Origin of the sequence: Haloarcula sp. CGMCC 1.6347, from assembly GCF_037078395.1 — an archaeon.
Lineage (GTDB): Archaea > Halobacteriota > Halobacteria > Halobacteriales > Haloarculaceae > Haloarcula > Haloarcula amylolytica.
This window is the reverse complement of record NZ_JAYMGX010000002.1, coordinates 1,062,328-1,083,997: the sequence shown is the minus strand read 5'-3', so window position 1 is coordinate 1,083,997 and position 21,670 is coordinate 1,062,328. Positions and strand designations below refer to the sequence as shown.

At 64.9% G+C, this 21,670-nt stretch carries 22 protein-coding genes and 1 tRNA gene; 9 read left to right on the top strand and 14 right to left on the bottom strand.

The features are described 5' to 3' along the window. The first annotated feature begins 86 nt into the window (after positions 1–86). Positions 87–1,232 carry a citrate synthase gene (gene citZ / locus VI340_RS14045; protein ID WP_014041557.1) on the top strand — a complete coding sequence of 382 codons (1,146 nt, stop codon included), beginning with the start codon at positions 87–89 and terminating at the stop codon, positions 1,230–1,232. Between the two features lie 426 nt (positions 1,233–1,658). Here the strand turns inward: citZ and VI340_RS14040 are convergent, their stop codons facing one another. After that, the gene (locus tag VI340_RS14040; protein ID WP_336358575.1) at positions 1,659–3,293 is read right to left on the bottom strand and encodes a potassium channel family protein; all 1,635 of its coding nucleotides are present in this window, start codon (positions 3,291–3,293) and stop codon (positions 1,659–1,661) included. A gap of 285 nt (positions 3,294–3,578) precedes the next feature. On the opposite strand from VI340_RS14040, the gene ilvA reads away from it, so the two are divergent. From ilvA to VI340_RS14020, 4 genes are all read left to right on the top strand, one after another. Continuing rightward, positions 3,579–4,790 (top strand): threonine ammonia-lyase, encoded by a 1,212-nt coding sequence (gene ilvA, locus VI340_RS14035; protein WP_008307386.1) that lies wholly within the window; start codon positions 3,579–3,581, stop codon positions 4,788–4,790. Positions 4,791–4,940: 150 nt separating this feature from the next. Then, complete coding sequence (locus VI340_RS14030; protein WP_008307388.1) at positions 4,941–5,144, top strand: hypothetical protein; 204 nt, start codon at positions 4,941–4,943, stop codon at positions 5,142–5,144. Between the two features lie 29 nt (positions 5,145–5,173). Then, a tRNA-Ser gene (locus tag VI340_RS14025) sits at positions 5,174–5,255 on the top strand. A gap of 344 nt (positions 5,256–5,599) precedes the next feature. After that, complete coding sequence (locus VI340_RS14020) at positions 5,600–7,078, top strand: transporter (RefSeq protein ID WP_336358574.1); 1,479 nt, start codon at positions 5,600–5,602, stop codon at positions 7,076–7,078. A 30-nt stretch (positions 7,079–7,108) separates the two neighbouring features. On the opposite strand, the gene VI340_RS14015 is transcribed toward VI340_RS14020, so the two are convergent. Both VI340_RS14015 and VI340_RS14010 read right to left on the bottom strand, forming a co-directional pair. Then, positions 7,109–7,480 (bottom strand): VOC family protein, encoded by a 372-nt coding sequence (locus tag VI340_RS14015; protein WP_008307390.1) that lies wholly within the window; start codon positions 7,478–7,480, stop codon positions 7,109–7,111. Between the two features lie 59 nt (positions 7,481–7,539). Then, entirely contained in the window at positions 7,540–8,418 is an 879-nt protein-coding gene (locus VI340_RS14010) for a PhzF family phenazine biosynthesis protein (RefSeq protein ID WP_336358573.1), read from the bottom strand. Here VI340_RS14010 and VI340_RS14005 point away from each other — a divergent pair. Next, positions 8,410–9,138: a DJ-1/PfpI family protein gene (locus VI340_RS14005; protein ID WP_008307392.1), complete on the top strand. Its 729-nt coding sequence runs from the start codon at positions 8,410–8,412 to the stop codon at positions 9,136–9,138. The genes VI340_RS14010 and VI340_RS14005 overlap by 9 nt on opposite strands. 9 nt (positions 9,139–9,147) lie before the next feature. Here VI340_RS14005 and VI340_RS14000 read toward each other — a convergent pair whose 3' ends face one another. Beyond that, positions 9,148–10,221 carry a Gfo/Idh/MocA family protein gene (locus VI340_RS14000; protein WP_008307393.1) on the bottom strand — a complete coding sequence of 358 codons (1,074 nt, stop codon included), beginning with the start codon at positions 10,219–10,221 and terminating at the stop codon, positions 9,148–9,150. Positions 10,222–10,263: 42 nt separating this feature from the next. Then, the gene (rnz, locus tag VI340_RS13995; RefSeq protein ID WP_008307395.1) at positions 10,264–11,199 is read right to left on the bottom strand and encodes a ribonuclease Z; all 936 of its coding nucleotides are present in this window, start codon (positions 11,197–11,199) and stop codon (positions 10,264–10,266) included. Positions 11,200–11,568: 369 nt separating this feature from the next. On the opposite strand from rnz, the gene VI340_RS13990 reads away from it, so the two are divergent. The 3 genes from VI340_RS13990 (at position 11,569) to VI340_RS13980 (ending at position 14,352) form a co-directional block, all read left to right on the top strand. Next, positions 11,569–12,771, top strand: coding sequence for a hypothetical protein (locus VI340_RS13990; RefSeq protein WP_336358572.1), 1,203 nt, complete (start codon positions 11,569–11,571; stop codon positions 12,769–12,771). A 57-nt stretch (positions 12,772–12,828) separates the two neighbouring features. Then, the gene (locus tag VI340_RS13985) at positions 12,829–13,494 is read left to right on the top strand and encodes a potassium channel family protein (protein ID WP_008307399.1); all 666 of its coding nucleotides are present in this window, start codon (positions 12,829–12,831) and stop codon (positions 13,492–13,494) included. Positions 13,495–13,875: 381 nt separating this feature from the next. Further along, complete coding sequence (locus tag VI340_RS13980) at positions 13,876–14,352, top strand: PIN domain-containing protein (protein ID WP_008307403.1); 477 nt, start codon at positions 13,876–13,878, stop codon at positions 14,350–14,352. A 16-nt stretch (positions 14,353–14,368) separates the two neighbouring features. Here the strand turns inward: VI340_RS13980 and VI340_RS13975 are convergent, their stop codons facing one another. The 9 genes from VI340_RS13975 to VI340_RS13935 form a co-directional block, all read right to left on the bottom strand. Beyond that, on the bottom strand, positions 14,369–16,072 hold the full coding sequence (locus VI340_RS13975) for a methyl-accepting chemotaxis protein (protein WP_336329424.1): 1,704 nt from the start codon (positions 16,070–16,072) through the stop codon (positions 14,369–14,371). Between the two features lie 131 nt (positions 16,073–16,203). Beyond that, a complete protein-coding gene (locus tag VI340_RS13970) occupies positions 16,204–17,001 on the bottom strand; it encodes an SDR family NAD(P)-dependent oxidoreductase (RefSeq protein ID WP_336358571.1) in 798 nt (265 codons plus the stop codon). Beyond that, positions 16,991–17,113 carry a hypothetical protein gene (locus VI340_RS13965; protein WP_275039400.1) on the bottom strand — a complete coding sequence of 41 codons (123 nt, stop codon included), beginning with the start codon at positions 17,111–17,113 and terminating at the stop codon, positions 16,991–16,993. Before VI340_RS13965 ends, VI340_RS13970 begins: the two co-directional genes overlap by 11 nt. Continuing rightward, positions 17,103–17,774, bottom strand: a complete 672-nt coding sequence (locus VI340_RS13960) for a non-canonical purine NTP pyrophosphatase (RefSeq protein ID WP_336358570.1) — start codon at positions 17,772–17,774, stop codon at positions 17,103–17,105. Before VI340_RS13960 ends, VI340_RS13965 begins: the two co-directional genes overlap by 11 nt. A 65-nt stretch (positions 17,775–17,839) precedes the next feature. Continuing rightward, complete coding sequence (locus tag VI340_RS13955; protein ID WP_004590574.1) at positions 17,840–18,115, bottom strand: DUF5808 domain-containing protein; 276 nt, start codon at positions 18,113–18,115, stop codon at positions 17,840–17,842. A 214-nt stretch (positions 18,116–18,329) separates the two neighbouring features. Further along, a complete protein-coding gene (locus VI340_RS13950; RefSeq protein ID WP_336358569.1) occupies positions 18,330–19,991 on the bottom strand; it encodes a bifunctional N(6)-L-threonylcarbamoyladenine synthase/serine/threonine protein kinase in 1,662 nt (553 codons plus the stop codon). Positions 19,992–20,000: 9 nt separating this feature from the next. Beyond that, entirely contained in the window at positions 20,001–20,135 is a 135-nt protein-coding gene (locus tag VI340_RS13945; RefSeq protein ID WP_004590578.1) for a 30S ribosomal protein S27ae, read from the bottom strand. Beyond that, positions 20,136–20,444, bottom strand: a complete 309-nt coding sequence (locus tag VI340_RS13940; protein WP_004516108.1) for a 30S ribosomal protein S24e — start codon at positions 20,442–20,444, stop codon at positions 20,136–20,138. A gap of 195 nt (positions 20,445–20,639) precedes the next feature. Next, on the bottom strand, positions 20,640–21,647 hold the full coding sequence (locus VI340_RS13935; protein WP_008307416.1) for an AAA family ATPase: 1,008 nt from the start codon (positions 21,645–21,647) through the stop codon (positions 20,640–20,642). Between the last annotated feature and the right edge of the window lie 23 nt (positions 21,648–21,670).

Sequence of the window (21,670 nt, the reverse complement as noted above, 5' to 3'; positions counted from 1 at the left end):
CAGTCGTCCAATAACTGTTCCTGACATTGTGCCACACACGCTCGGAAAGAAAATGTTTTTCCCGGAAGGTAGGGAAGAGATTGCGTATGTCCGACGACCTCAAGAAGGGACTCGAGGGTGTCATCGTCGCCGAGTCCGAACTCAGCGTTATCGACGGCGACGCTGGCAAGCTCGTGTATCGGGGGTACACCATCGAGGACCTCGCGAAGGGTGCCAGCTACGAAGAGGTGCTGTACCTGCTCTGGCACGGTCACCTGCCGAACCGGGACGAGCTCTCCGAGTTCAAGCAGGCGATGGTGGACGCACGCGGCGTGGACGACGATGTCATCTCGACCGTGCGACAGCTCGCCGAAGCGGACGAGAACCCGATGGCAGCGCTGCGGACCGCGGTGTCGATGCTCTCGGCGTTCGACCCTGCGCCCGAGGACGCCGAACCGACCGACGAGACGGTCAATCTCGAAACTGGGCGGCGGATCACGGCCAAGATTCCGACCATCATCGCGGCGTTCACTCGCATCCGCGACGGCAAGGAACCCGTCGCACCTCGCGACGACCTCGACCACGCCGCGAACTTCCTGTACATGCTCAACGGCGAGGAGCCCGACGACGTGCTCGCCGACGTGTTCGACCAGGCACTCGTCCTCCACGCCGACCACGGGCTTAACGCCTCGACGTTCTCGGCCATCACGACGGCGTCGACGCTATCGGACGTTCACAGCGCGGTCACCTCCGCCATCGGGACGCTGAAAGGACCGCTCCACGGCGGCGCCAACCAGGACGTTATGGAGATGCTAAAGGAGGTCGACGACGCCGAATCCGACCCGCTGGACTGGGTCAAGAACGCCCTCGACGAGGGCCGCCGCGTCTCCGGCTTCGGCCACCGCGTCTACAACGTCAAGGACCCGCGTGCGAAGATTCTCGGCGAGCGCTCGAAGGAACTCGGCGAGGCCGCCGGGACGCTCAAGTGGTACGAGATGTCGACCACCATCGAGGACTACCTCATGGAAGAGAAGGGGCTGGCCCCCAACGTCGACTTCTACTCGGCATCGACGTACTACCAGATGGGCATCCCCATCGACATCTACACCCCCATCTTTGCGATGTCCCGCGTCGGCGGCTGGGTCGCCCACGTCTTCGAGTACATCGAGGATAACCGTCTGATCCGACCCCGCGCCCGGTACGTCGGCAAGAACCCCGACGAGACGGAGTTCGTGCCGCTGGACGAGCGGTAAGGCGCTCCCGCTGTCAGTCGTCCGTAGCCTATCACTACCGCGTGGCCGTGAGCGCGTTTCATCGCGCGAACCGGGGAAGGGCAGGGCGGCCAGCGTCCGGCGGCGACGCCGCCGGTTCTCGGAATCGGCACAAGATGCATCCCCTGTCGAGTCTCTCCAATATCGAACTCTGCGGTAACGGACGCGTAGCGACTGTCCGCGAACGAAGTGAGCGGTTCACCGAACGCGAGCATAGCGAGCGTTCGGCCTTTTTCGCCACCGAAAGACTCGCGAGGCTCGTCTTTCGAGCCTTGCTTCGTGGTTCGAGAGAGCTTCGCTCTCTCGTCATCACGAGGGGCGCAAGCGCCCCTCGAACGACTCCGCTCAGCAAGACCACGTTTTTGCGCCGAGCGGTGCGTGAAGCGCACCCGAGGCCGAAAAAGGTGGTTAGCCAAACACTGACTTGAACCGCGTCACGCCGTCGTCGGTGCCGGCGATGACGAGCTTGTCAGTCGGTTCGATAGTCACGTCAGGACCGAGGTCGGTGATGACTGCGCCGTCGCGTTCGATGGCGACGACCGTACAGCCCGTCCGCGAGCGGACATCGGCCTCGCCGAGCGTCGTACCACCGAGGCCGTCGGCAGCGACGCGGATGACCTCGACTTGCTGGTCCATCGAGATGACGTCTTCGTCTTCGAGGATCGTGGAGGCGAGCATCCGGCCGCTGACCGTCGACAGCGCGAGGACGTAGTCCGCGCCCGCCCGGTACATCTTCTGGACGTTCTCGCTTTCCTCGGCGCGGGCGATGATTTCGACATCTGGGTTGAGGTCACGGATGACAAGTGTCGCGAACTCGGTGTCGGTGTCCTCCGATAGGGCAAGAATAACCGTTCTGGCCGCGCCGACGCCAGCGTGTCGCAGGTCATCGGGCTCCGTGGCGTCACCGACGACATCGACGCCGGGCTCGTCGGTCTGATCGAGCACTGTGTGCGGCACCCCGGCGTTCGTGAGCGCCGACGTGATCGTCTGGCCGACCTCGCCGGCACCGATGATGACCGTCTCCCCGCGGCGGAAGCCGCGCACGCTGGAAAGCGTCATTTCCTTGAGCTTTTCCAGCTGACGTTCGGTCCCCGAGACCAGCAGGACAGTACTGCCGTCGAGTTCAGCGTCAGGGTCGGGCGGACTCACGAACTGGCCGCGGAACCACGCACCGATGACGTTGACGCCGGTCCCCTCGCGGATGCCGCTGTCGGCCAGCGTTGTTCCGACGAGGTCGCTCCCGCGGTGGATCGGCAGTTCGGCGATGTCGAAGTCCTCGCCGATCTCTATCGAATCCCCGAGCGTCGTCGAGACGCCGGTCGTGACCTTGCTCGCGAGGCTCTCGCCGAGTAGGCCTCGCGGTGACAGGACGGCGTCGGCGCCGGCGAGGTCGTGGTACTTCGCCCGGTCGGGTTCCTTGACGACGCTGACGGTCTGGACGGACTCGTCGACTTCGCGGGCGGTGAGGATGATACTGGTGTTCACTTGGTCGGACGCGTCGGCCACGAGCGCGCGGGCGGACGACAGATTGGCCCGTTCGAGGCCGTCGACGGACTGCGGGTCGGCGTGGATGACGTAGTACCCGTCTTCGTAGAGGTCGTTGGCCCGGTTCCGGTCCGGTTCGACGACGACGTAGTCGACGTCCCAGGTGTCGAGTTCGGTGACGAGCGTCTCGCCGCGGGGGGAGAACTGACAGATGACGACATGGTCGCTGAGACCGTTTTCGACCGTATTCGGGGCTTTCGTCTCCATCGCCTCTTCGAACAGCGGAAACAGCAACACCGGCAGTGCGAGGAAGATGAGCACGACGCCGGTGATGTCCATCACGATGACGAGTAGCCGCATCTCCGTAGTGCTCCACGGCGCGTCCGAGCCGTACCCGGTCGTGGTGAACGTTTCGACCACGACGCGAAGCGACCGCAGGAACGGTTGCGGGTCGTTTTCGAACGTCGCCATTCCGTAGTCGTACGCGAACGCGTACCCCAGGATGATGCCGCCAAGTGCGACGATATACACCAGCGTCCGTCGCAGCCAGGTATCCATCTACTACGTTCTGGGATACCGAGTGTAAAACAGTTCTGTCCGGCTAGCCAACGTTCACTTCATGTGATGAACGACAGGTGGGCAGCTCCACCCGAACGCTGTCCTGCACTTTCACTTTCACCGCGCTACGACGGGATTTAAGTCAATCGCGTTCGTTCTCCCGCGTGCAGTCACACGCTCCCCCTTTCCGTTTCAGGACACTACCCGAGCAGTCGCGGCTGTGGCGACCGTCGATGCCGCATGGTCGGCCGACAGTATAACACGGTCCGGTGAATAGCCACTCCCATGCTCTCATTTGAGGACGTCCTCGCGGCACAGGACACCGTCTCCGAAACGGCCAGACACACACCGCTCGATTACTCGCACACGTTCTCTGCGATGACAGGCGCGGATGTCCATCTCAAGCTCGAACTGTTCCAGCGGACAGGCTCGTTCAAGATACGCGGTGCGACCAACCGCATCGCGTCGCTCTCGGACGCTGAACGGGAAGCCGGTGTCGTCACGGCGAGCGCCGGCAACCACGCCCAGGGAGTTGCACTGGCCGCCACGCGAATCGGCGTCGATTCGAAAATCGTGATGCCGGAACGAGCCCCGGTCTCGAAAGTGAAGGCGACCCGGAGCTACGGCGGCAACGTGGTCCTCTACGGCAGGGACTACGACGCGGCCGCCGAACACGCCCACGAACTCGAGCGCGAAGAGGGCCGGACCTACGTCCACGCTTTCGACGACGAGAAAGTGATGGCGGGTCAGGGGACCATCGGACTGGAAATCTACGAGGACCTCCCCGGTGTGGACACGGTCGTCGTTCCAATCGGCGGCGGCGGGCTCATCAGCGGCATCGCCACGGCGCTCAAAGGCAAGGACGAAAGTATCCGCGTCGTCGGTGTCCAGGCCGAGGGAGCGTCCAGCGTGGCCGAATCCCTGGAGAAGGGCCACCGAATCGAACGTGACAGCGTCGAGACCATCGCCGACGGCATCGCCACTCGTACCACCGGCGAACAGACGTTCGAGGTCATCAGCGAACGCGTCGACGAGGTCGTGACGGTGTCGGACTCCGAGATCGCTGTCGCCCTGACGACGCTGTTAGAGCGCTCGAAAACACTCGCCGAGGGCGCGGGTGCCGTCGCGCTGGCCGCCGTCATGGAGGAGAAGTTCGATTTCGAGGACGACGAGACGATTGTCCCCGCGCTGTGTGGCGGGAACATCGACCTGAACATGTTGACCAACGTCATCATGCGCGGCCTCGTCGAGACCGGCCGCTATCTCAAGATCCGGACCGTCCTCCAGGACCGCCCCGGCGCGCTGGAGGAACTCGTCGAGGTCCTCTCGCGCGAGCAGGTCAACATCTACGGCATCGAGCACGACCGGACCAGTCGCGACGTGGCGATGAGTTCGGCCGAGGTCGAACTGGATCTGGAGACCCGCGGCCACGACCACGTCGACGAACTCATCGACGCGCTCACCGACGAGGGGTACGAGGTCGACGTGCTCGTCTGACTGGGTCTCTCCCCCGAGCCAGAGCGCGCCGAGCGAACTGTTCTCGACTGATTCCGGCGAGGCTTTAGCCGTGGCGGCCACCGCTTCGTGTATGCGACGGCTCGCACGGACAGTACCTGCCGATACAACAGCACGGAGCGGAGGGCGCTGATGGACCCACGAACGAAGGGCAGCATCCTGTGGGGCGTCGTCGGGAGCCTCGCGTTTCTGGTTCTCGTTCAGGGTTACGAACTGCTGGCCGGGACGCCGGTGTCGATATCGGCCAAAGCTGGCGTCGCCGTAGCCGTCGGCATCGGGGCGACGCTGGCCTCTTACCGCATGCAGCCCCGGCTGTTCGGAAACGAAAGCCCTTAATCGCCCGCCCTCGCACTCTCGAAATACGTGCCAGGATGGCCGAACGGTAAGGCGCACGCCTGGAAAGCGTGTTCCCTTTCGGGATTCTGGGTTCAAATCCCAGTCCTGGCGTTTTCTGTGACTGACTGCGAGTGAGGAGCGACAGCGACGAGCGAGCCAGCAGTCACGAAACGTACATTGACTGGGATTTGAGCACGCGAGTCGCAGCCCCGGGAGCACAGCGAAGCGAGCACCCCGGAACGTCTCGCCATCGGTTCAAATCCCAGTCCTGGCGTAGGGAAGTTCGAACGAAGTGAGAACCTCCGGAAACGCAAACGGCGAACGGAGTGAGCCGTGAGCGGATGTTTTCTGTGACTGACTGCGAGTGAGGAGCGACAGCGCCTGTCACATTGCTGTTCCGCCTGCCAGTGCAACCACCGCACCGTTTTCCCGGCCCCAGCACTGATACTCGGTCGATGGTCGAACAGCGCGACGGCGACGAGATAGACCTGCTGGACTCCTCGATTCTGACGACCAGCGGGGCGCTGTTCTCGACGACGCTGTTCGTGCTCAGCGGCATCGTCTACGCGTTCGTCACGTCGCCTGGGGCGACTGGCACGTATTTCTTCATCAGCATCTCGGTCTCGCTCGTCCTCCGTCCGATCCGGGGTATCAGCCAGACGCTGCAGAAGGTCGGCAGCGAACGGGGCGAAGCTGTCGGCCCGTATTTCGGCCTGGCGATACTCTTTGCCCTCGGCTATCTCGTCGTCGCCGGTGGGGCTGTGGCCGCGCTGGCCGGCGTCATCGTCCGCAATACCGTGGTGTCCCCGGGACTGCTCGCGCCTGTCGGTCTGTACGCCCTTGCGGTTGCACTGTCGATGATCGCGACGAGTCTGGTCGGTGCCATCGGCTACCCGAGCGTACAGACGTGGCTTAACGGCGTCCAGAGCGCTATCCAGCTCATTATCCTGCTGGCGCTGGCCCCGACACTGACGACCGCCAGCGACTTGCTGTTCGTCGTAGCCGGGGTTCGCCTGGCGGTGCTCGTTCCCGTGACCGTCGCGCTGGGTGTCGTCCCGGCGCTGCCGGATCGACACGCCGTCGAGCGCGCCTGGAACTTCGCCAAGTGGAGCGTCCCGGACCAGGTCCTGGACCGTCTGTCGTACAACATGCCGGTGTACGTGTTAGGCGTGGTCGCGACCCCGGCGGCCGTCGGTATCTACGAGGCCGCCGACCGGTTCGCCGACTTCGGGGCGACGATCTCCTGGCGGCTCTCCTCCCCGCTGCTCACGAAGGTCAGCGGGGACTCCTCCGCCGGCGACACGCAACTCGCGTACCTCGACGGGGCTGTTACCGGCGGGACGGGCGTCACCTTCGTCGTTTTCGGCTACCTGTTGGCCGCACACGACGTGGTTGCGCGGATCGCTTTCGCCGGCTCGGAGGGTGTCTTCTCGACGACTGTCTTGCTCGTCGGCGGCGTGAACATCCTCCGCGGCTTCTGGACGCTCACGTCACACGCCATGGAGGGTGTCGGGAAACCGAGCGTGACCTTCCGCACGAAGCTCTACGGACTGGCGTTCAGCGTTCCAGTGCCCGCGATCTTCGGGGCGGAGTTCGGGGCGGTCGCCGGGGCCGCCGGGTACGGCGTCATGAATCTGGTCGTCTTCGGGTACGTCATCTACTACGCTCGGGGCGTCTTCGGGCGGATTCCGCTCGAACCCGGGATTGCGGCGTATCTCACTATCGGCCTCGGCGTCTCGTTTGCACTCACGACGGGTGCAGTCGCCGGCCTCACGCGTGCCGGCCTCTCCCCGATTGTCGTTGCCAGCGTGGCCGCCGTGACGTGTCTCGTCGGCTTCGGCGGCTTCCTCGCTGCGGTGTCCGCACCGGCCCGACTCGTCGCCACCCGGACGGCAGCGTTGTGGCGCAGCCGGGTGCGCTCCCTGCTTGGGTGAGCACTGCTCGTTCGCCGTCGGTCCCGCCGCTCAGAGCCAGCGGTAGAACTCCAGCGTGTACCCTTCGGGGTCCTCGACGAAGGCGGCGAACGCGTCGGCGGCGTCGATTTCCGTCGGTTCGAGCACCGGCGCAGCGCCGGCGTCGATAGCTGTCTCGAAGGTCGCCTCGACATCGTCGACGGTGAACGCGATGTGGTCCACGTCGGCGCGATTCGGCGCGATTGGGGTGGTACGGCCGGGGTCGTAGCGCAGTTGCAGGTCGCCGTCACCGTCCCGGCCGAGATAGACGTTCTCGACGCCGTCTAACGTGAACCGATTCGTCTCCTCGAAGCCCAGCGCGTCGTAGAACTCCATTGCGCGGTCGAGGTCCGAGACGCAGATCGCGGTGTGTGCGAGGTCCATGCCGCGGCGTTGTGGACGGGGCGAAATGAGTGTGCCGGTAACGCGGCTGTCGCGGTCGCTTACAGCAGATCGCCGCGAGCGACGGGGACGACGCTGCCGCCGACCCGGACGCTGATGTCCTCGCCGCTGCCGTCAGTCGAGAGGTGCAATAGCGACGGCCGCCCCATCTCGTAGCCCTGCTCGACGCGGGCCTCGACGGCAGGACTGCCGAGCATCTCGTGGCGGGCGAGATACGCGGCCAGACAGCCGTTCGAGGAGCCCGTCGCGGGATCCTCCGGCACGTCGTAGAACGGCGCGAACACGCGGACGGCGAGATCGTTGTCCTCGCTTCGCGGCTCTCGACAGACCGCCAGGACGTTCTTGGCCTCGCGGTCGCCGGTCACGGCGTCGTAGGCGTCGCGGTCCAGGTCGATGGCTCCCAGCGCGTCGCGGTCGGCCACCGGCACGACGATTGTCGCCAGCCCCGTCGAGACGATTTCCACCGGCCAATCGTGGTCCAATCGGTCAGCGGGCAGGCCGAGTACAGCAGCGAGGTCCGCGTGGGCCAACTGCTCGCCGAACTCGGGGGGCTGCTGTGTCATCCACAGGGTTTCCCGCCCGTCGCGCTCTCGCACTTCGACCGGAACCTCACCGACGGGCAGGTCAAGCGTCACCGTTTCGGGATGCCCCTCAGCCAGATGGTCCCGGATGACCTGTACCGTCCCGAGGGTCGGGTGGCCGGCGAAGGGGACCTCGGCCGCGGGCGTGAAGATGCGGACCGGCCACGCGCCGTCGCTCGGCTCCCCGGTGACGAACGTCGTCTCCGAGTAATCCATCTCCGCGGCGATAGCCTGCATCTCGTCCTCGTGCAGGTCATCGGCGTCCGTCACGACGGCGAGCTGGTTGCCGGTGTATCGCTCCTGCGCGAACACGTCGACGATGTGAAACGGGTGGGACATACCTGTCCGCTCGGCGGCGTCGGCAAAGAGCGCTCCGGACAACTGTCGGACGGTACCGAGACCCGCACAATCACCGGGCTATTTGCCGCTGTCAGCCGTGTCGTGGGCATGGACACTGTCGCAATCGCCTGTTTCGACGGGTTCGACGAACTGGACGCCATCGGCCCCTACGAGGTGTTCGAGAACGCGGCGCGCTTTGGCGCGTCGTGGGACGTGACGCTTCGCTCGGTACGCGAATCGGATATAGTCACCGCGAGCCATGGGCTTCGGGTCGAGCCTGACGGCCCGCTCGCCGACGTTGTGCCGGACTTGCTCGTCGTGGCCGGCGGCGGATGGAACGACCGAAACGAGGCCGGCGTCTGGACAGAGGCCGAACGCGGGGACCTGCCCGAGGCCGTCGCGGCGGCACACGACCGCGGGACGACTGTTGCCGGCGTCTGTACCGGCGGGATGGTCCTCTCCCGGGCCGGTCTGCTCGACGGCCGGCCCGCGGTGACACACGGCGGGGCAATCGAGGACCTGCGGGCGACCGACGCGACAGTGGTCGATGCCCGGGTCGTCGACGACGGCGACGTCTTGACCTGTGGCGGCGTCACGTCGGGGCTGGACCTCGCGGTGCATCTCGTCGAGCGCGAGTGGAGCGCGGACGTGGCTACCGCTGTCTGTGAGGAGATGGAGTACGAGCCCCGCGGCGATGTCTTCCGCGGTGAATTGGCGTAAAACGCGGAATCAGGCGTTCGCGCGGGCGTCGTCGAGCAGCGCCTGCACGTCGACGGCCTCGCCGGTTTCGCTACTCTCGATGGCGGCGAAGACGATGGCCATCGATTCGAGGACGCTGTCGACGTTCGTCGGCATCGGGTCGCCGCCGTCGATCCAGTCGCAGAACTGCTCGATGAGCCAGGCGTTTTTCCAGTGGGGCCGCTCTGCCAGCGGTACCGTCTTGCCGTCGCCCTTGCCGATGCTCTCGAAGTTCCCGGTGTCGTATGCGTCGGCGTGGAACCGCTCGACGTCGCGGCGGTCGAGGAGGACCGTCTGGTCCGAGCACTCGGCGCGGAACTGCTCGTGGCCCCAGCCGTTCAGCGTCGTCGCGTTGGCGTAACTGCCCTCGTACTGGGCGCGGGTGCCGTCAGCGAAATGCAGCGTCACGAGGCCGCTGCAGTCACCGTCGTAGTCGGCCTCCTCGGGCGTCCACGTCTCGGCGTACACCCGCTCGCAGGGCGAATCGGCCAGTGACGCGAGGATGTCGAGGTGGTGGATTGCGCCGTCGAGCAGGAGCATGTTCTCCATCTCGTAGACGTAGTCGGCGTAGAACCCTCGCTCGCGGACGTTACCCGTGTACCGAGCCGTCAGATAGTCGATGTCGCCGGCCTCCTCGACAGCGCGCCGGAACGTCGTCTTGTCCCGGTCGAACCGGTGGCTCATCGTGACCCCCATCTTCTTGCCGGCCTTATCGACCTTCTCGGCGACCCGAACCGACGCCTCTAGCGTGTGGGCGATCGGTTTTTCGGAGATGATGTGCAGGTCGTGGGCGAGCGCCGTCTCCACCACGGCCTCGTGGGTCGACGGCGGCGTCACGATAGAACAGATGTCGGCCGGCCGCTCCGAGAGCGCGGTTTCGAGGTCGGTGTAACACTCCTCGGGCGACAGCCCGAGTTCCCGTTCGGCTACTTCGTGCCGTTCCGGGTCGGTATCGACCGCGGCGACGACCTCGATTCGGTCGTCGTGAACGTTCGGCGGAATCGCGTCTGTCGCCCAGGTAGAGCCCTGGCCGCCCAGACCGACGTGGACTAATCGGTGTGTCATGGCTCCGTTATTGCTTCAACGAATAAATGCTGCACTATCTCATCAGTACTCGTCCGCGTCCGGGAACTCGACACGTCGCTCCATCCCGTCTTCCGCGAGCACGACCTCACCGTCGAACGCGTCGCGGGCTTCGTCGACTAACTGGTCGGCGCTCGCGGCGTAGCGCGTCGAGATGTGCGTCAGCGCCAGCGTCGACGCCCCAGCCTGTCGCGCCACGTCGGCGGCTTCCCGAGCAGTGGAGTGGGCCGTCGCCTTCGCTCGTTCCTTCCGGTCCTCCGCGAAGGTGGCGTCGTGGACGAGCAGGTCCGCGCCCTCGCTCGCCTCGATGACGCTCTCTTTCGGGAGCGTGTCGCCGGTGTAGACGAACCGTCGGCCGGGACGGGGCGGCCCGACGACGGCCTCCGGCTGGATGGTCTCGCCCTCGTGTTCGACGGGTTCGCCGCGGTGGAGCTTGGAGTATTTCGGCCCCGGCGGAATGCCGAACTTCTCCTCGGCTTTCTCCCGGTCGAACTTCCCCTTCCGGTCGTCCTCGTCGAGGACGTAGCCGACGCTGGCACAGCGATGGGCCGTCTCGATGGCTCGAATCTCGTACTCCGGCCGGTCGAGGACTACGTCTCCGGCCGACACCTCGTTGATGCGGACGGGAAACGAGGGTGTCGTCCCGTTGGCCTGGATGAGCTGTTTGATGTTCCCGCGCGTGCCCGCCGGCGTGTGGACGGCAATCGGCCGCTCGCGTTCGTTGAAGTCCCACGTCTGGAGCAGCCCTGGAATCCCGAGGACGTGGTCGCCGTGGAGATGCGTGACGAACAGGTGGTCGATAGCGAAGCCGGTGCCGTAGCGCATCATCTGCCGCTGTGTGCCCTCGCCGCAGTCGAAGAGGAGGTAGTCGCCGTCGCGGTTGACGAAGATGCTGCTCGTGTTGCGCTGGGTCGTCGGCACGGCCCCACTCGTCCCGAGAAACGTCACGCGCATAGTCATCGAATCCTCTACTGTCGACGGGTAAACCGGTGTCGAAAGGGTGTCGTCACAGGTGCGGTAGCACTCTTCGTCTTGTCACTGCGACGCTCGTTTGTGTATCGGGATCTGACATGACTGTTTCTACTGATTGGTAATAGCGGCTGCTTTCCGGCGTCACACACTGTCTCGCGCGCTTCTCCGTCGAGACCTTAACCACCAGCAAAACAATTTAATACTGGGTAAGTGTCACCCAGTCTCACTTTCCCGAGCCAGCAGTAACAGATGACGGCTTAGCAGGTTATTATATTCTATTGAACTGTCTCGTCAGTTTATGTGTTGGTCACCCGTTGCATCGTTCGCATTGCCTTCCGATCACCGCAGAACTACATCATGATACGCACACGCACACTCGCCGTTTTCGCTGCGCTACTCGTCGTCGGCGGCCTCACCGCACAGGTCGGGGCTGTACCGGGCGTGACAGCGCAACAGGCATCGCCGTCAGAACAAGCCGGGAACACAGGTGTCGCAGTCGATTCCCTGACTGCCCCGGAGAGCGTCGCACCGAACTCGACTGCTGACGTGGCCGCGACGGTCACGAACAACGAGAACACTACAGTGACTGAATCCGTGGCGTTCCGGTTCGACGGGGCTGTCGTCGACCGGACGCTCGTCACGCTTGAGCCCAACGAGACCACCACAGTCCAGTTCTCCGCGGACACAACCGGCGTCGCGCCCGGTGACTACCGCCACGGTGTCTTCACCAGCGACGACGGGCAGGTCGCTCCAGTTACCGTCTCTGAATCGTTCACCCTGGAGAGCCTCGACGCACCGACGACCGCTACCGCCGGTGACAACATCACTGTCGACGCGTCCGTCGCCAACCCGAACGACTTCAACACGACACAGACCGTCGAGTTCCGACTGGGTGGCCAGCCGCTGGCCTCCGAGTCTGTGACCCTCGACGCGAACGAATCCACTGACGTGACGTTCACCGTTGACACGACCGGTGTCGAGCCGGATACGTACACTCATAGCGTCTTCACGCGCGACGACGGCGCGTTCGCCGAGATAACCATCGAGTCGGCCGTCGATGTGCCCGAAGAGCCGACTGAGAACGAGACTGAGGTGCCGACCGAAGGCGAAACTGAAGAGCCGCCCGCAAACGAGACCGAAGAGCCGCCCGCGAACGAGACTGAGGAGCCGCCAGCTAACGAGACCGAGGAGCCGCCAGCGAACGAGACCGAAGAGCCGCCAGCGAACGAGACCGAAGAGCCGCCAACGAATGAAACCGAAGAGCCGCCGGCGAACGAGACTGAGGAGCCGACCGAAGGCGAAACTGAAGAGCCGCCAGCAGACGAGACTGAAGAGCCGCCAGCAGACGAGACTGAAGAGCCGCCAGCAGACGAGACTGAAGAGCCGCCAGCAGACGAGACTGAAGAGCCGCCAGCAGACGAGACCGAAGAGCCGCCAGCTAACGAGACCGAAGAGCCGCCAGCAGACGAGACCGAAGACGGAACCGAGGAGACTGACGAAAGCGACGAGACTGACGAAACGGACAACGCGACTGAAGAAGCCGCGACGACAGAAGGCTAACGCGCGCCACCCTGTCACCCATTCACATTTTTAATGGTGGCCGTCGTACCGTTGTCCATGAAGTTCGTTATCGTTGGCTATGGCCGCGTCGGCATTCGGACCGCACGGATTCTGCAGAGCGAGGGCCACGAGGTTGTTATCGTCGACAACGACCCCGTAAAGGTCGAACGGGCCACGGAGACCGGGTTCGAGACTGTTCAGGGTGACGGCAATGAGGAGAGCGTCCTCATCGATGCCGGCATCGAAACCGCGGACGCTATCGGCGGCCTCACGGGCGACCTGAACACGAACTTCACCGCCTGTATGATCGGCAAGGAGTTCGGCTGTCGAACCGTCCTGCGGATCGACGCCGACTACCGCGAGGAGATCTACGAGAAGTACGCCGCCGACGTGGACGAGATCATCTACCCCGAGCGGCTGGGCGCGGCCGGCGCGAAGACGGCACTGCTGGGCGGTGACTTCAACGTTCTCGCCGACCTGACCGAACAGCTCTCGGTCGCGAGTATCCGAATCCCCGACGACTCGCCGTTCGTCGGGAAACGAGTCGTCGAGGTGGAACTGCCCGGTGACGCACACATCTACGCACACGGCAAAGACCACGAACCGATGACGATTCCGCTCCCACAGACCGAAATCGAACCGGGCGACAGCGTTGCGATCATGGCTGACCCCGGCGGGCTGGACGACATTCGGGCGACGCTTCGTGGCGACGCGTCAGCCTGAGATTCCGGGACCGCATCCCGCGTTGTCGTCTCTTTTTCAGGACGATAGCGCTTGCCGTCTGCGGCGAAAGCCGGGGGGAGTAGAATATGAAAGGGAGGATCGCGGTGTCCGGGCGCGTCTGGGGAGGATAGGATGGCACGCAGTGGCACCGACGTCCACTGGAGCCGTGGAAACGCGCCCGTACCGGGTGGAATGCTACCGGTAGACATAAATACCCGTCAGACAGGCGGCCGACGGACGACAGACGGCACGGCTTTTTGCCCGTTCAGCTACTGCTTCCTGCTATGACCTGGGCGACGTTGTTCGAACGCGCGGCGGACCACCAGACCACGGTCGACGCTGTCCGTGTGGCCCTCGACGAGCACCGGGCGGAGGACGACGATGCGTGAGCCGTCGCCGGCGCGTGTCGTCGCAGACGCCGACGTCCTCGCCGCCGATCTGCTGTGTGGACCAGACAGCGATGCCCGTGCCGCTATCGACCACATCCGCCGGCACTCGTGGGTCACGCTCGTCGCGAGTGACCACCTGTTAGCCGATGCTACTGCCGTCATCGCCGACCTCGCTGACGACGACCTGGCAGCCGATTGGCGGGCGCGGATCGAACCCGACTGTGACATCGTCGACCACCCGGCCGGCGACCAGCCCGCGCTGGCATCGGCCTATCGGGGCGGCGCACAGCACCTCCTCTCCTACGATGATACCCTGCGCAGCGCCCGGACCAGCGCGTCGCTCAACCGTCATATGTCTCTGAGTGTCAGACCACCGGACGCCTTCGCGCGCCTGTTCGACCCGGAGTCACTGTACCCAGTCGTCGAGGACGGCGAGTATCCCGGTCCGGACCGTGACCCACGCGCGTAGCGAGTGGTCTTGCTGCTCAGTCGTCAGCCGTCGTTACGGTGGTTGTGGCGCCTTCTCCCGACGGCCCGGCTGCGTCCTCGGCAACGTCGAATTCCGCAAGCACCTCACGCAACTCGTCGGTCTGGGCTGCCATCTCCTGTACTTCGGTGGTCACTTCGGTAATCGTCGCGGTCTGTTCCTCGGTCGCGGCGGCGACGGCCTCGGACTCCTCGTTGGTCTGCTCGCTCACAGTCGCGACTTCGTCGACCATATCGACGACCTCCTGCGTGGTCTCCGCCTGTTCGGAGGTAGCTCCCGATATCTCCTGAATCGAATCGTTGACTTCGCCGAGCACGTCGACGATGTCCTCGAAGTCCCGGAGCGCCGACTCGATGGTCGCGGCGCTGTCGGTCACCTGCTGGTTCGTCGCCTCTACGTCGCTGACGGTCTCGCTGGCCTCGTGCTGGACCGATTCGATGCGGTCCGACACGTCTGTCGCGGCGTCGCGGGTCTCCTCGGCGAGCGTCTTCACCTCGTCGGCGACGACGGCGAACCCGTCACCGCTCCCGTCCGCGCGGGCCGCCTCGATGGAGGCGTTCAGCGCGAGCATATTGGTCTGCTCGGCGATGTCCGTGATGACCTCGACGATGTCGTCAATCTCGCTGATCTGGTCGACCAGACTCTCGACCGCAACGGCGATGTCGTCGATACGGGCCTCCATCTCGTCGAGTTCACCGATAGCTTGCTCGGCGTCTGCGCGTCCCTCTCGGCCTCGCTGTGTCGCCTGCTCGGCGGTCGCGGCGGCGCTTTCGGCGGTCGCGGCGATCTCTTCGACGGTGGCAGACAGCCTGTTCATCTCCGAGGCGACGTCGTCGTGACGCGACGCCTGCTGACTGGCTCCGGCCGAGATCTCCTGAACCGACCGGGAAATCTCGTCGCTCGCATCGTCGATCTCTTCGACGCTCCGGGTGACGTGATCGCTCGTCTCGTCGACGTCCTCTGCGAACGCGGCGACGGTGGCAACTGTCTCCCCCAGCGTCGTCACGAGGTCGTTGTAGTTCTGGACAACGGCGTCGAACTGCTCGTCGTCGGCCTCGAAGTCCTCGTCGATAGTGGCCGTCAGGTCCCCGTCTTTCGCCCGTTCGGCGGCGTCACCGAAGGCGACGACGAGGTCGTTCAGCGCCTGGGAGCGCCGTTCGAGGTCGCTGGTCATCGTCTTGAGTTCGGTGGTGTAGTCGTCCATACTGGCGGCCATCTTCTCCAGCGACTCTCCGAAAGCTCCGGGGACATCCTCATCAAGAACATCGGCGTCGAACTCCTGCCGGGAGAGCGCGTCGGCTTGCCGGGACACCGTTAGCAGATAGGATTGCATCGACCTGAACGACGAGAGCAGTTCGGCGACCTCGTCGTCGCGCTCGCTCTCTGGCAGTTCCACGTCGAGTTCGCCGGACGCGATGTGGTCCGCACCCGCGGCCATGGCTGTGATTGGCTCGACGAAGTCCTCGCGGGTGATGAACACCGTGTTGGCGAACGCGACGATAGCGCCAGCGAGCAATACACCGGTGACGACGAACCGGACGGTCCCGCTGGCGACGAGAGAGACGACTGCCAGCGCGACCGAGGCGGCAAACTGTAGACCGACGGCCGCGAGCACCTTCCGCTCGACGGAGCCGGAGACGCCGAAGAAGTCCAGTGATTCGCGTATCACCGCTTTGTACTGTCCGACCAGATCTGTGAGCATACGAACCCTTTTCTTACAGTGTTTAATAATGTTCCAGTCTAATTCTCGGATATTGAAAAGGAATCAGTAGACGAAGACTCAGAACATGGCGATACGAGCCTCGTTCAGATGGCATTCTCGCTCTTGATTCTCTACCGGCCTCGATTGACCAGCGCTGCGACGCGCCGGACGACCCAGCGCGGCGTCACCCTGACCAGCCGGTCGATAAGCCGCATCGACCGCCGCGGAATCACGACAGTCTCGCCAGTGGCGGCCCCTTCGTAGGCCGCCGATGCGACTGCTTCGGGCGTATTCGAGGCGACAGATCCAACCATCGAGTCCGTCATCCCGGCCCGTTCCTGAAAGTCAGTGTCGACCGGGCCGGGACAGACCACCGTCACGTCGACCGGTGTCTCACGGAGTTCCTCGGCCAGCGCCTCGCTGAAGCTGTTGATGTACGCTTTGCTCGCGTAGTAGCCAGCGAGATTCGGTCCCGGCTGGAACCCGGCGACTGAACCCACGTTGATAACCGCGCCGCCGTCGTCGAACTCGTCGAGGAATAGCCGCGTCAGTTCGACCGGGAGCATGACGTTCAGCCGCAACTGCGTCCGCTCGGCGTCGAGATCGCTTTCGGCGAACGGGCCGTAGGTCCCCACGCCGACGTTGTTGACGAGGACACCGATGTCCAGCCCGCGGTCCAGCACCTCCTCGTACAGGGCTTCGGCGGCCGCCGCGTGGTCGAGGTCCATCGTGATTGGTGTCGCCGTGATGCCCCTCGTTTCGAGATCCTCGGCCAACCGCTCCAGTTTCTCCTCGCTCCGGGCGACCAGCACCACGTCGTGCCCGCGTGCGGCGAACTCCTGTGCCAGCGATTTGCCGATGCCCGCCGACGCACCGGTTATCAGGGCGGTGCCGCCGGTCCCGACGACCGGCACGTCGCTACCGCTCACCGTACCACTCCGCGACCGGTGTCGCTTCGGGTTCCAGCGCCGTCGGTCCCTCGCCGCTGGAACTTCCGAGGGATGCGGCACATCCCTCGACGGACGGTTCGCTACCGCTCACCGTACCACTCCGCGAACTTCGACAACGCCCGCCCGCGGTGGGAGATCGCGTTTTTCTGCTCGGTGCTCATCTCCGCGAACGTCGTTCCGTCGTGCTCGAAGATCGGGTCGAAGCCGAACCCGCCCTCGCCGCGCGGGGCGACAATCTCGCCGTTCACGCGCCCCTCGAACAGCTTTACCGGGACTGTCTCGCTGCTCCTCCCCGCGCTCCCGTCGTGGACCTGTTCGTCCGTCGTCGCCGCGCCGCGGTCTTCGGCCGCCAGGTCCTGTCCGCGCCGGTCCTCGCGGTCGATCCCGCCCGGATCAGGCGTCGCCTCGAACCCTTCGCCGTCGCAGTAGGCGATGACCGTCTTGAACGCCGCGCCGCGGTCGTCCTCCGGCTCGGTCATGCGCCAGACGCGCTCCACGCCGACGGTGTCCTCGACGTAGGAGGAGTACGGCCCGGGGAACCCGTCGAAGGCGTCGATGAACAGCCCTGCGTCGTCGACGATGACTGGCCCGTCACCCGCTCGGTAGGCCGCCCGCGCCCCCTCGGCCGCGACCGTTTTCAGGTCATCGGCCTGGACTTCCGGGTAGTCGAAGTCGAACTGTTCGACCTCGTCGTCGAGATACTCGGTCGCTTCCCGTACCTTTCCGGGATTGGTCGTGACAAAATTGAGCATACCGGCACACAGCGACCGGCGATAAAAGAGCCGTCGAAACTCCGCAACCGCTCAACCAATCCGTCTCAGTCGACGACGACTTCGACCGGTTCGTCCTCGCTCTCGGACTCGAACTCCTCGCTGCTGCCGCCGCGTTCGAGATACAGCATCACGCCGGCGACCGCCAGCACGACCCACGAGCGCCAGTTCGCCAGGTTCAGCGTGTAGCCGATGCCGAACGGCTTCTCCACCAGCATGTCATCGCCCGGCTTCCAATAGGCCGACACCAACCGCTTGAGGCTCGGTCGTTCAAAGTTGTACGGCACGCCGAACAACGTTCCCGACTGGGGTTTTTCTGCCATACCGATTCCTATTCGGGCCGAGGTTAAACCATTTGTCCACCACCTTTTTCATCGTCACCGTTCCTCGCTCGCTTCGCTCGCTGCGGGGACGGCTCCTCGAAAAACGTGGGCGAAAAAAGCGCGAATCGCGGAGCGATTCGCGTGAAACCGCTCGCTACGCTCGCGGTATGCTTTCTCCGCCGACCGCGACTCAGCACCTCCCTTGGTTCCTATTCTACTGATACCGGCCCCGCCCCTCGATGTCGTCGAGGCTGGCGAACACCGCGTCGGCGTGGTCGCTCTCGGTCCGGTAGGCGTCTTCGGCGGCCGACAGTAGCGTCTCGGGGTCGTCCGCGGTCCCGGCGAGCGACTGGGCGAGGACGTGGAGGTCCATCGCGTGGTCCTCGGCCTCCTGCGTGTAGTAGCCGAGGCCGAAGTCGATGAGGAAGGTCCGGTCCGTCTGGTCGTCGTGGCTACCGACTCGGACGTTCCGCGTCGTCGGGTCACCGTGGACGAATCCGGCGTCGTGGATGCGGGCGAGCCAGCGCCCCACGTCCGCGACGCGCGCCTCCGACAGCCCCTCACGGAGGTCCGCCTCGCCCACGCGCTGGAAGACGATGCGGGCTTCCTGTGGGTCCACGTCCCGCACGAGCGGCGTCGGGACGCCGTGTCGGCGTGCCTCGCTGGTGAGCCGGGCTTCCTGTCGGGTCCGCTCGGTTCGGAGGCGTTCGTCGAGCGTTGGATGGCGGTAGCTCCGCGGCACGCGCTCCTTGATGACTCGGTCCTCCTCGAAGCGGACGGTCGCCTCCGCGCCCTGGACTTCGTCGTCCGCCGCTCGATAGCTGTCGACTGACTCCTCGGCCCCGCGCCAGGTGACGGTCACTTCGTCGGGCCGGAAGTTCGAGTCGATCTGTGAGTCTTCGATGGCGATTGTGTCGCCGGCCGCGTACATCTTCGCGCCGAGCATCGCGATCATCCCGGCGTTGTCCCGCAGGAAGCGGTCCTCGGGGGCGTAGAACGCCGCGCCGCGTTGCTCGCACATCTCGCCGAGCATCCGCTGGAGGCGGTCGTTCTGGCCGACACCGCCGCCCAGCACCAGTTCGTCAGCACCGGTCAGCGACAGCGCCCGCTCGGAGACTTCCGTCAGCATCGCGAAGATGGTCTCCTCCATCCCGCGACAGACGTCGTCGACCGGGACGCCCTCGTCAACGGCCTGCTTGGCAGCGCTCATGATGCCCGAGAAGGAGAAATCCATCCCCTTGACGACGTAGGGCAGTTCGTGGTACTCGCCGTCGCGGGCGTGCTGTTCGACCTTCGGTCCACCGGGATGGGACCAGCCGATGTGGCGGGTGAACTTGTCGATAGCGTTGCCGACGCCGGTGTCCATCGTCTCGCCCAGCACGCGGTAGCGGCCGTTCCGGTAGCCCAGGATGTGAGCGTTCGCGCCGGAGGCGTTCAGACACACCGGCGAATCGAAGCCCGAGCGATGGCGACCCACTTCGAGGTGAGCGACCATGTGGTTCACGCCGACCAGCGGCACGTCGAACCGTTGGGCGACCGCCCGAGCGGCTGTGGCGACGATGCGAAGACAGGGGCCGAGTCCCGGGCCACGAGCGAAGGCGATGGCGTCAATCGGCGCGCTGTCGTCTCCGTCCCCGTTCGTACCGCCAGCGGCCGCCCGCTCGTGTGCATGTCCGATGGCCGTCTCGACGACGGTCGGGATGGCCTCGCCCATGTGCTCGGCGGCCTCGCGCGGGTGGATGCCGCCGCTGTCTGGGGCGTACGCGTCAGTTTCGATAAAAACGTAGTCGTCGTCGGTTACCCGGGCTGGGTCCGGCGTCTCGAACACCGAAGCACTGGCTGCCCAGGCGGTACCTTCGATACCCAGAATACGCATCGGGCGGCCTTACTTCCACTCGGTGTAGCCGCACTTGCCGCAGTGCTGGCGGTCCTCGTGCTCGGCGAGGACGGTGTCACCGCACCGGGGACAGGTCTCGCGGTCGAGTTCGCCGTCGTCGCTGTAGTACTCGTTGTGTGGCATCTATGCTTCCTCCGCTTCCTCTTCGCCGTCGGCGACGATCTTGTTGCGTTCGAGCATGTGGTCCTGCTCGACGTCGCGGGCGTACTCAGGGTTGTCGTAGACCTTCGCGTAGCCGACCGTCTTCCGCATGCCGAACTTGGTGTCGAGCTTGTGGATGACGACTTCTTCCGCGTCCTTGTTCAGCGTGGCCGCAAGAGAGTCGCGGACAGAGAGACGGGAGGGGGTGGCTTCGTCGTGGACGACCTCGAACCGGACGTCCGTGCGGTGCAACATGGGATTCTCGTCTTCTTCGATGATGTCGATATCCATGGTTCGTTGTCCGTATCTACCCGCCGAAGCGCGTAAAAGGATTTCGAAGCGGTTGACGCCGCCTCGGCGGCTGAGCGTCCGCGATTCCATGTCACCGCGCCGTATCGCGGTTCGGCAAGAGGCGCGGGAACGTACAGTAGCGGCCGGCTGTGTCCCGTACAGCGCCCCAGAGCATTATCGGCCGGCAGCCGTTCCCTACCGCTCGCCCAGTTGTGCGAGGAAGTGTGAGAGATGGATTCGCTCGTTGGCCGCGTCCACGAGCGCCATATCCGTCTCTCCGGCCATCTCGTGAATCTCGGCCAGTCGGTCCCCGGAGTAGCGTGACCGAGCCACTTCCAGCATATCGTCGAGGATATCGGACGCGCCGTATCCCTCGTCGACGAGCAGGTCGTCCAGCGTCGACCGGGCGTCGGTAAAGCGCCCGTCCTCGGCCGCGTCGATCATCTGCTCGACCTGGTCGTCGGCCTCGACGGCGTTCAGCGTCTCGAAGGCGGCGTCCATCGTCACCTCGCCCTCGGCTTCGGCAGTCGTCTGGGCGGCCAGCACTGCGGTCCGGAGGTCACCCTCCGCGTAGCCGGCGACGTACTCGATGCCGTCGTCGTCATGGTCGACGCCCTCCGCGGTGACGATGTCCTCCAGTACGGACGCCGTCTCCTCGTGAGTCGGTTCGCGCATCACGACCGGGAAACACCGCGAGCGGATCGGCGGGATAACGGCCGAGGGCTGGCGCGTCGCGATAACGAACTGCGTCGCCTCGTAGTACTGCTCCATCACCCGGCGCAGTGCCTGCTGGAAGTCCTCGCGCATCCCCTCGGCATTGTCCAGCAGGATGGTCTTGTAGCTGCCCGACACCGGCGAGTAGCTGGCGGACTCCTTGAGGACGTGGTTGATGAGGTCTGCCTTCGAGGATTCGCGGCGGCGCTTGCTGTCGATGAACGACGCGAACCGCGGGTCGTTCGAGACCTCCTTTTTCGTCATGCCGAACACGTCGGCCATGTTGAGTTCCGTGAAGTCCGCGTCGGGGTTCTCGTGGACTTCCCGGGCAAAGGCTCGGACAGCGGCCGTCTTCCCGCTCCCTTTCGGTCCGTGGACCAGGAGGTTCATCGGCTCCTCGATGGCTCCTTGCAGGTGCTCGCGGGCCTTCGGCTGGCGGATGTCCGACAACTCCGGGGCGTGTGTCTCCGTCCACAGCGGCGCGTCCATCTGTTGGCACTGGGTATGCCCGG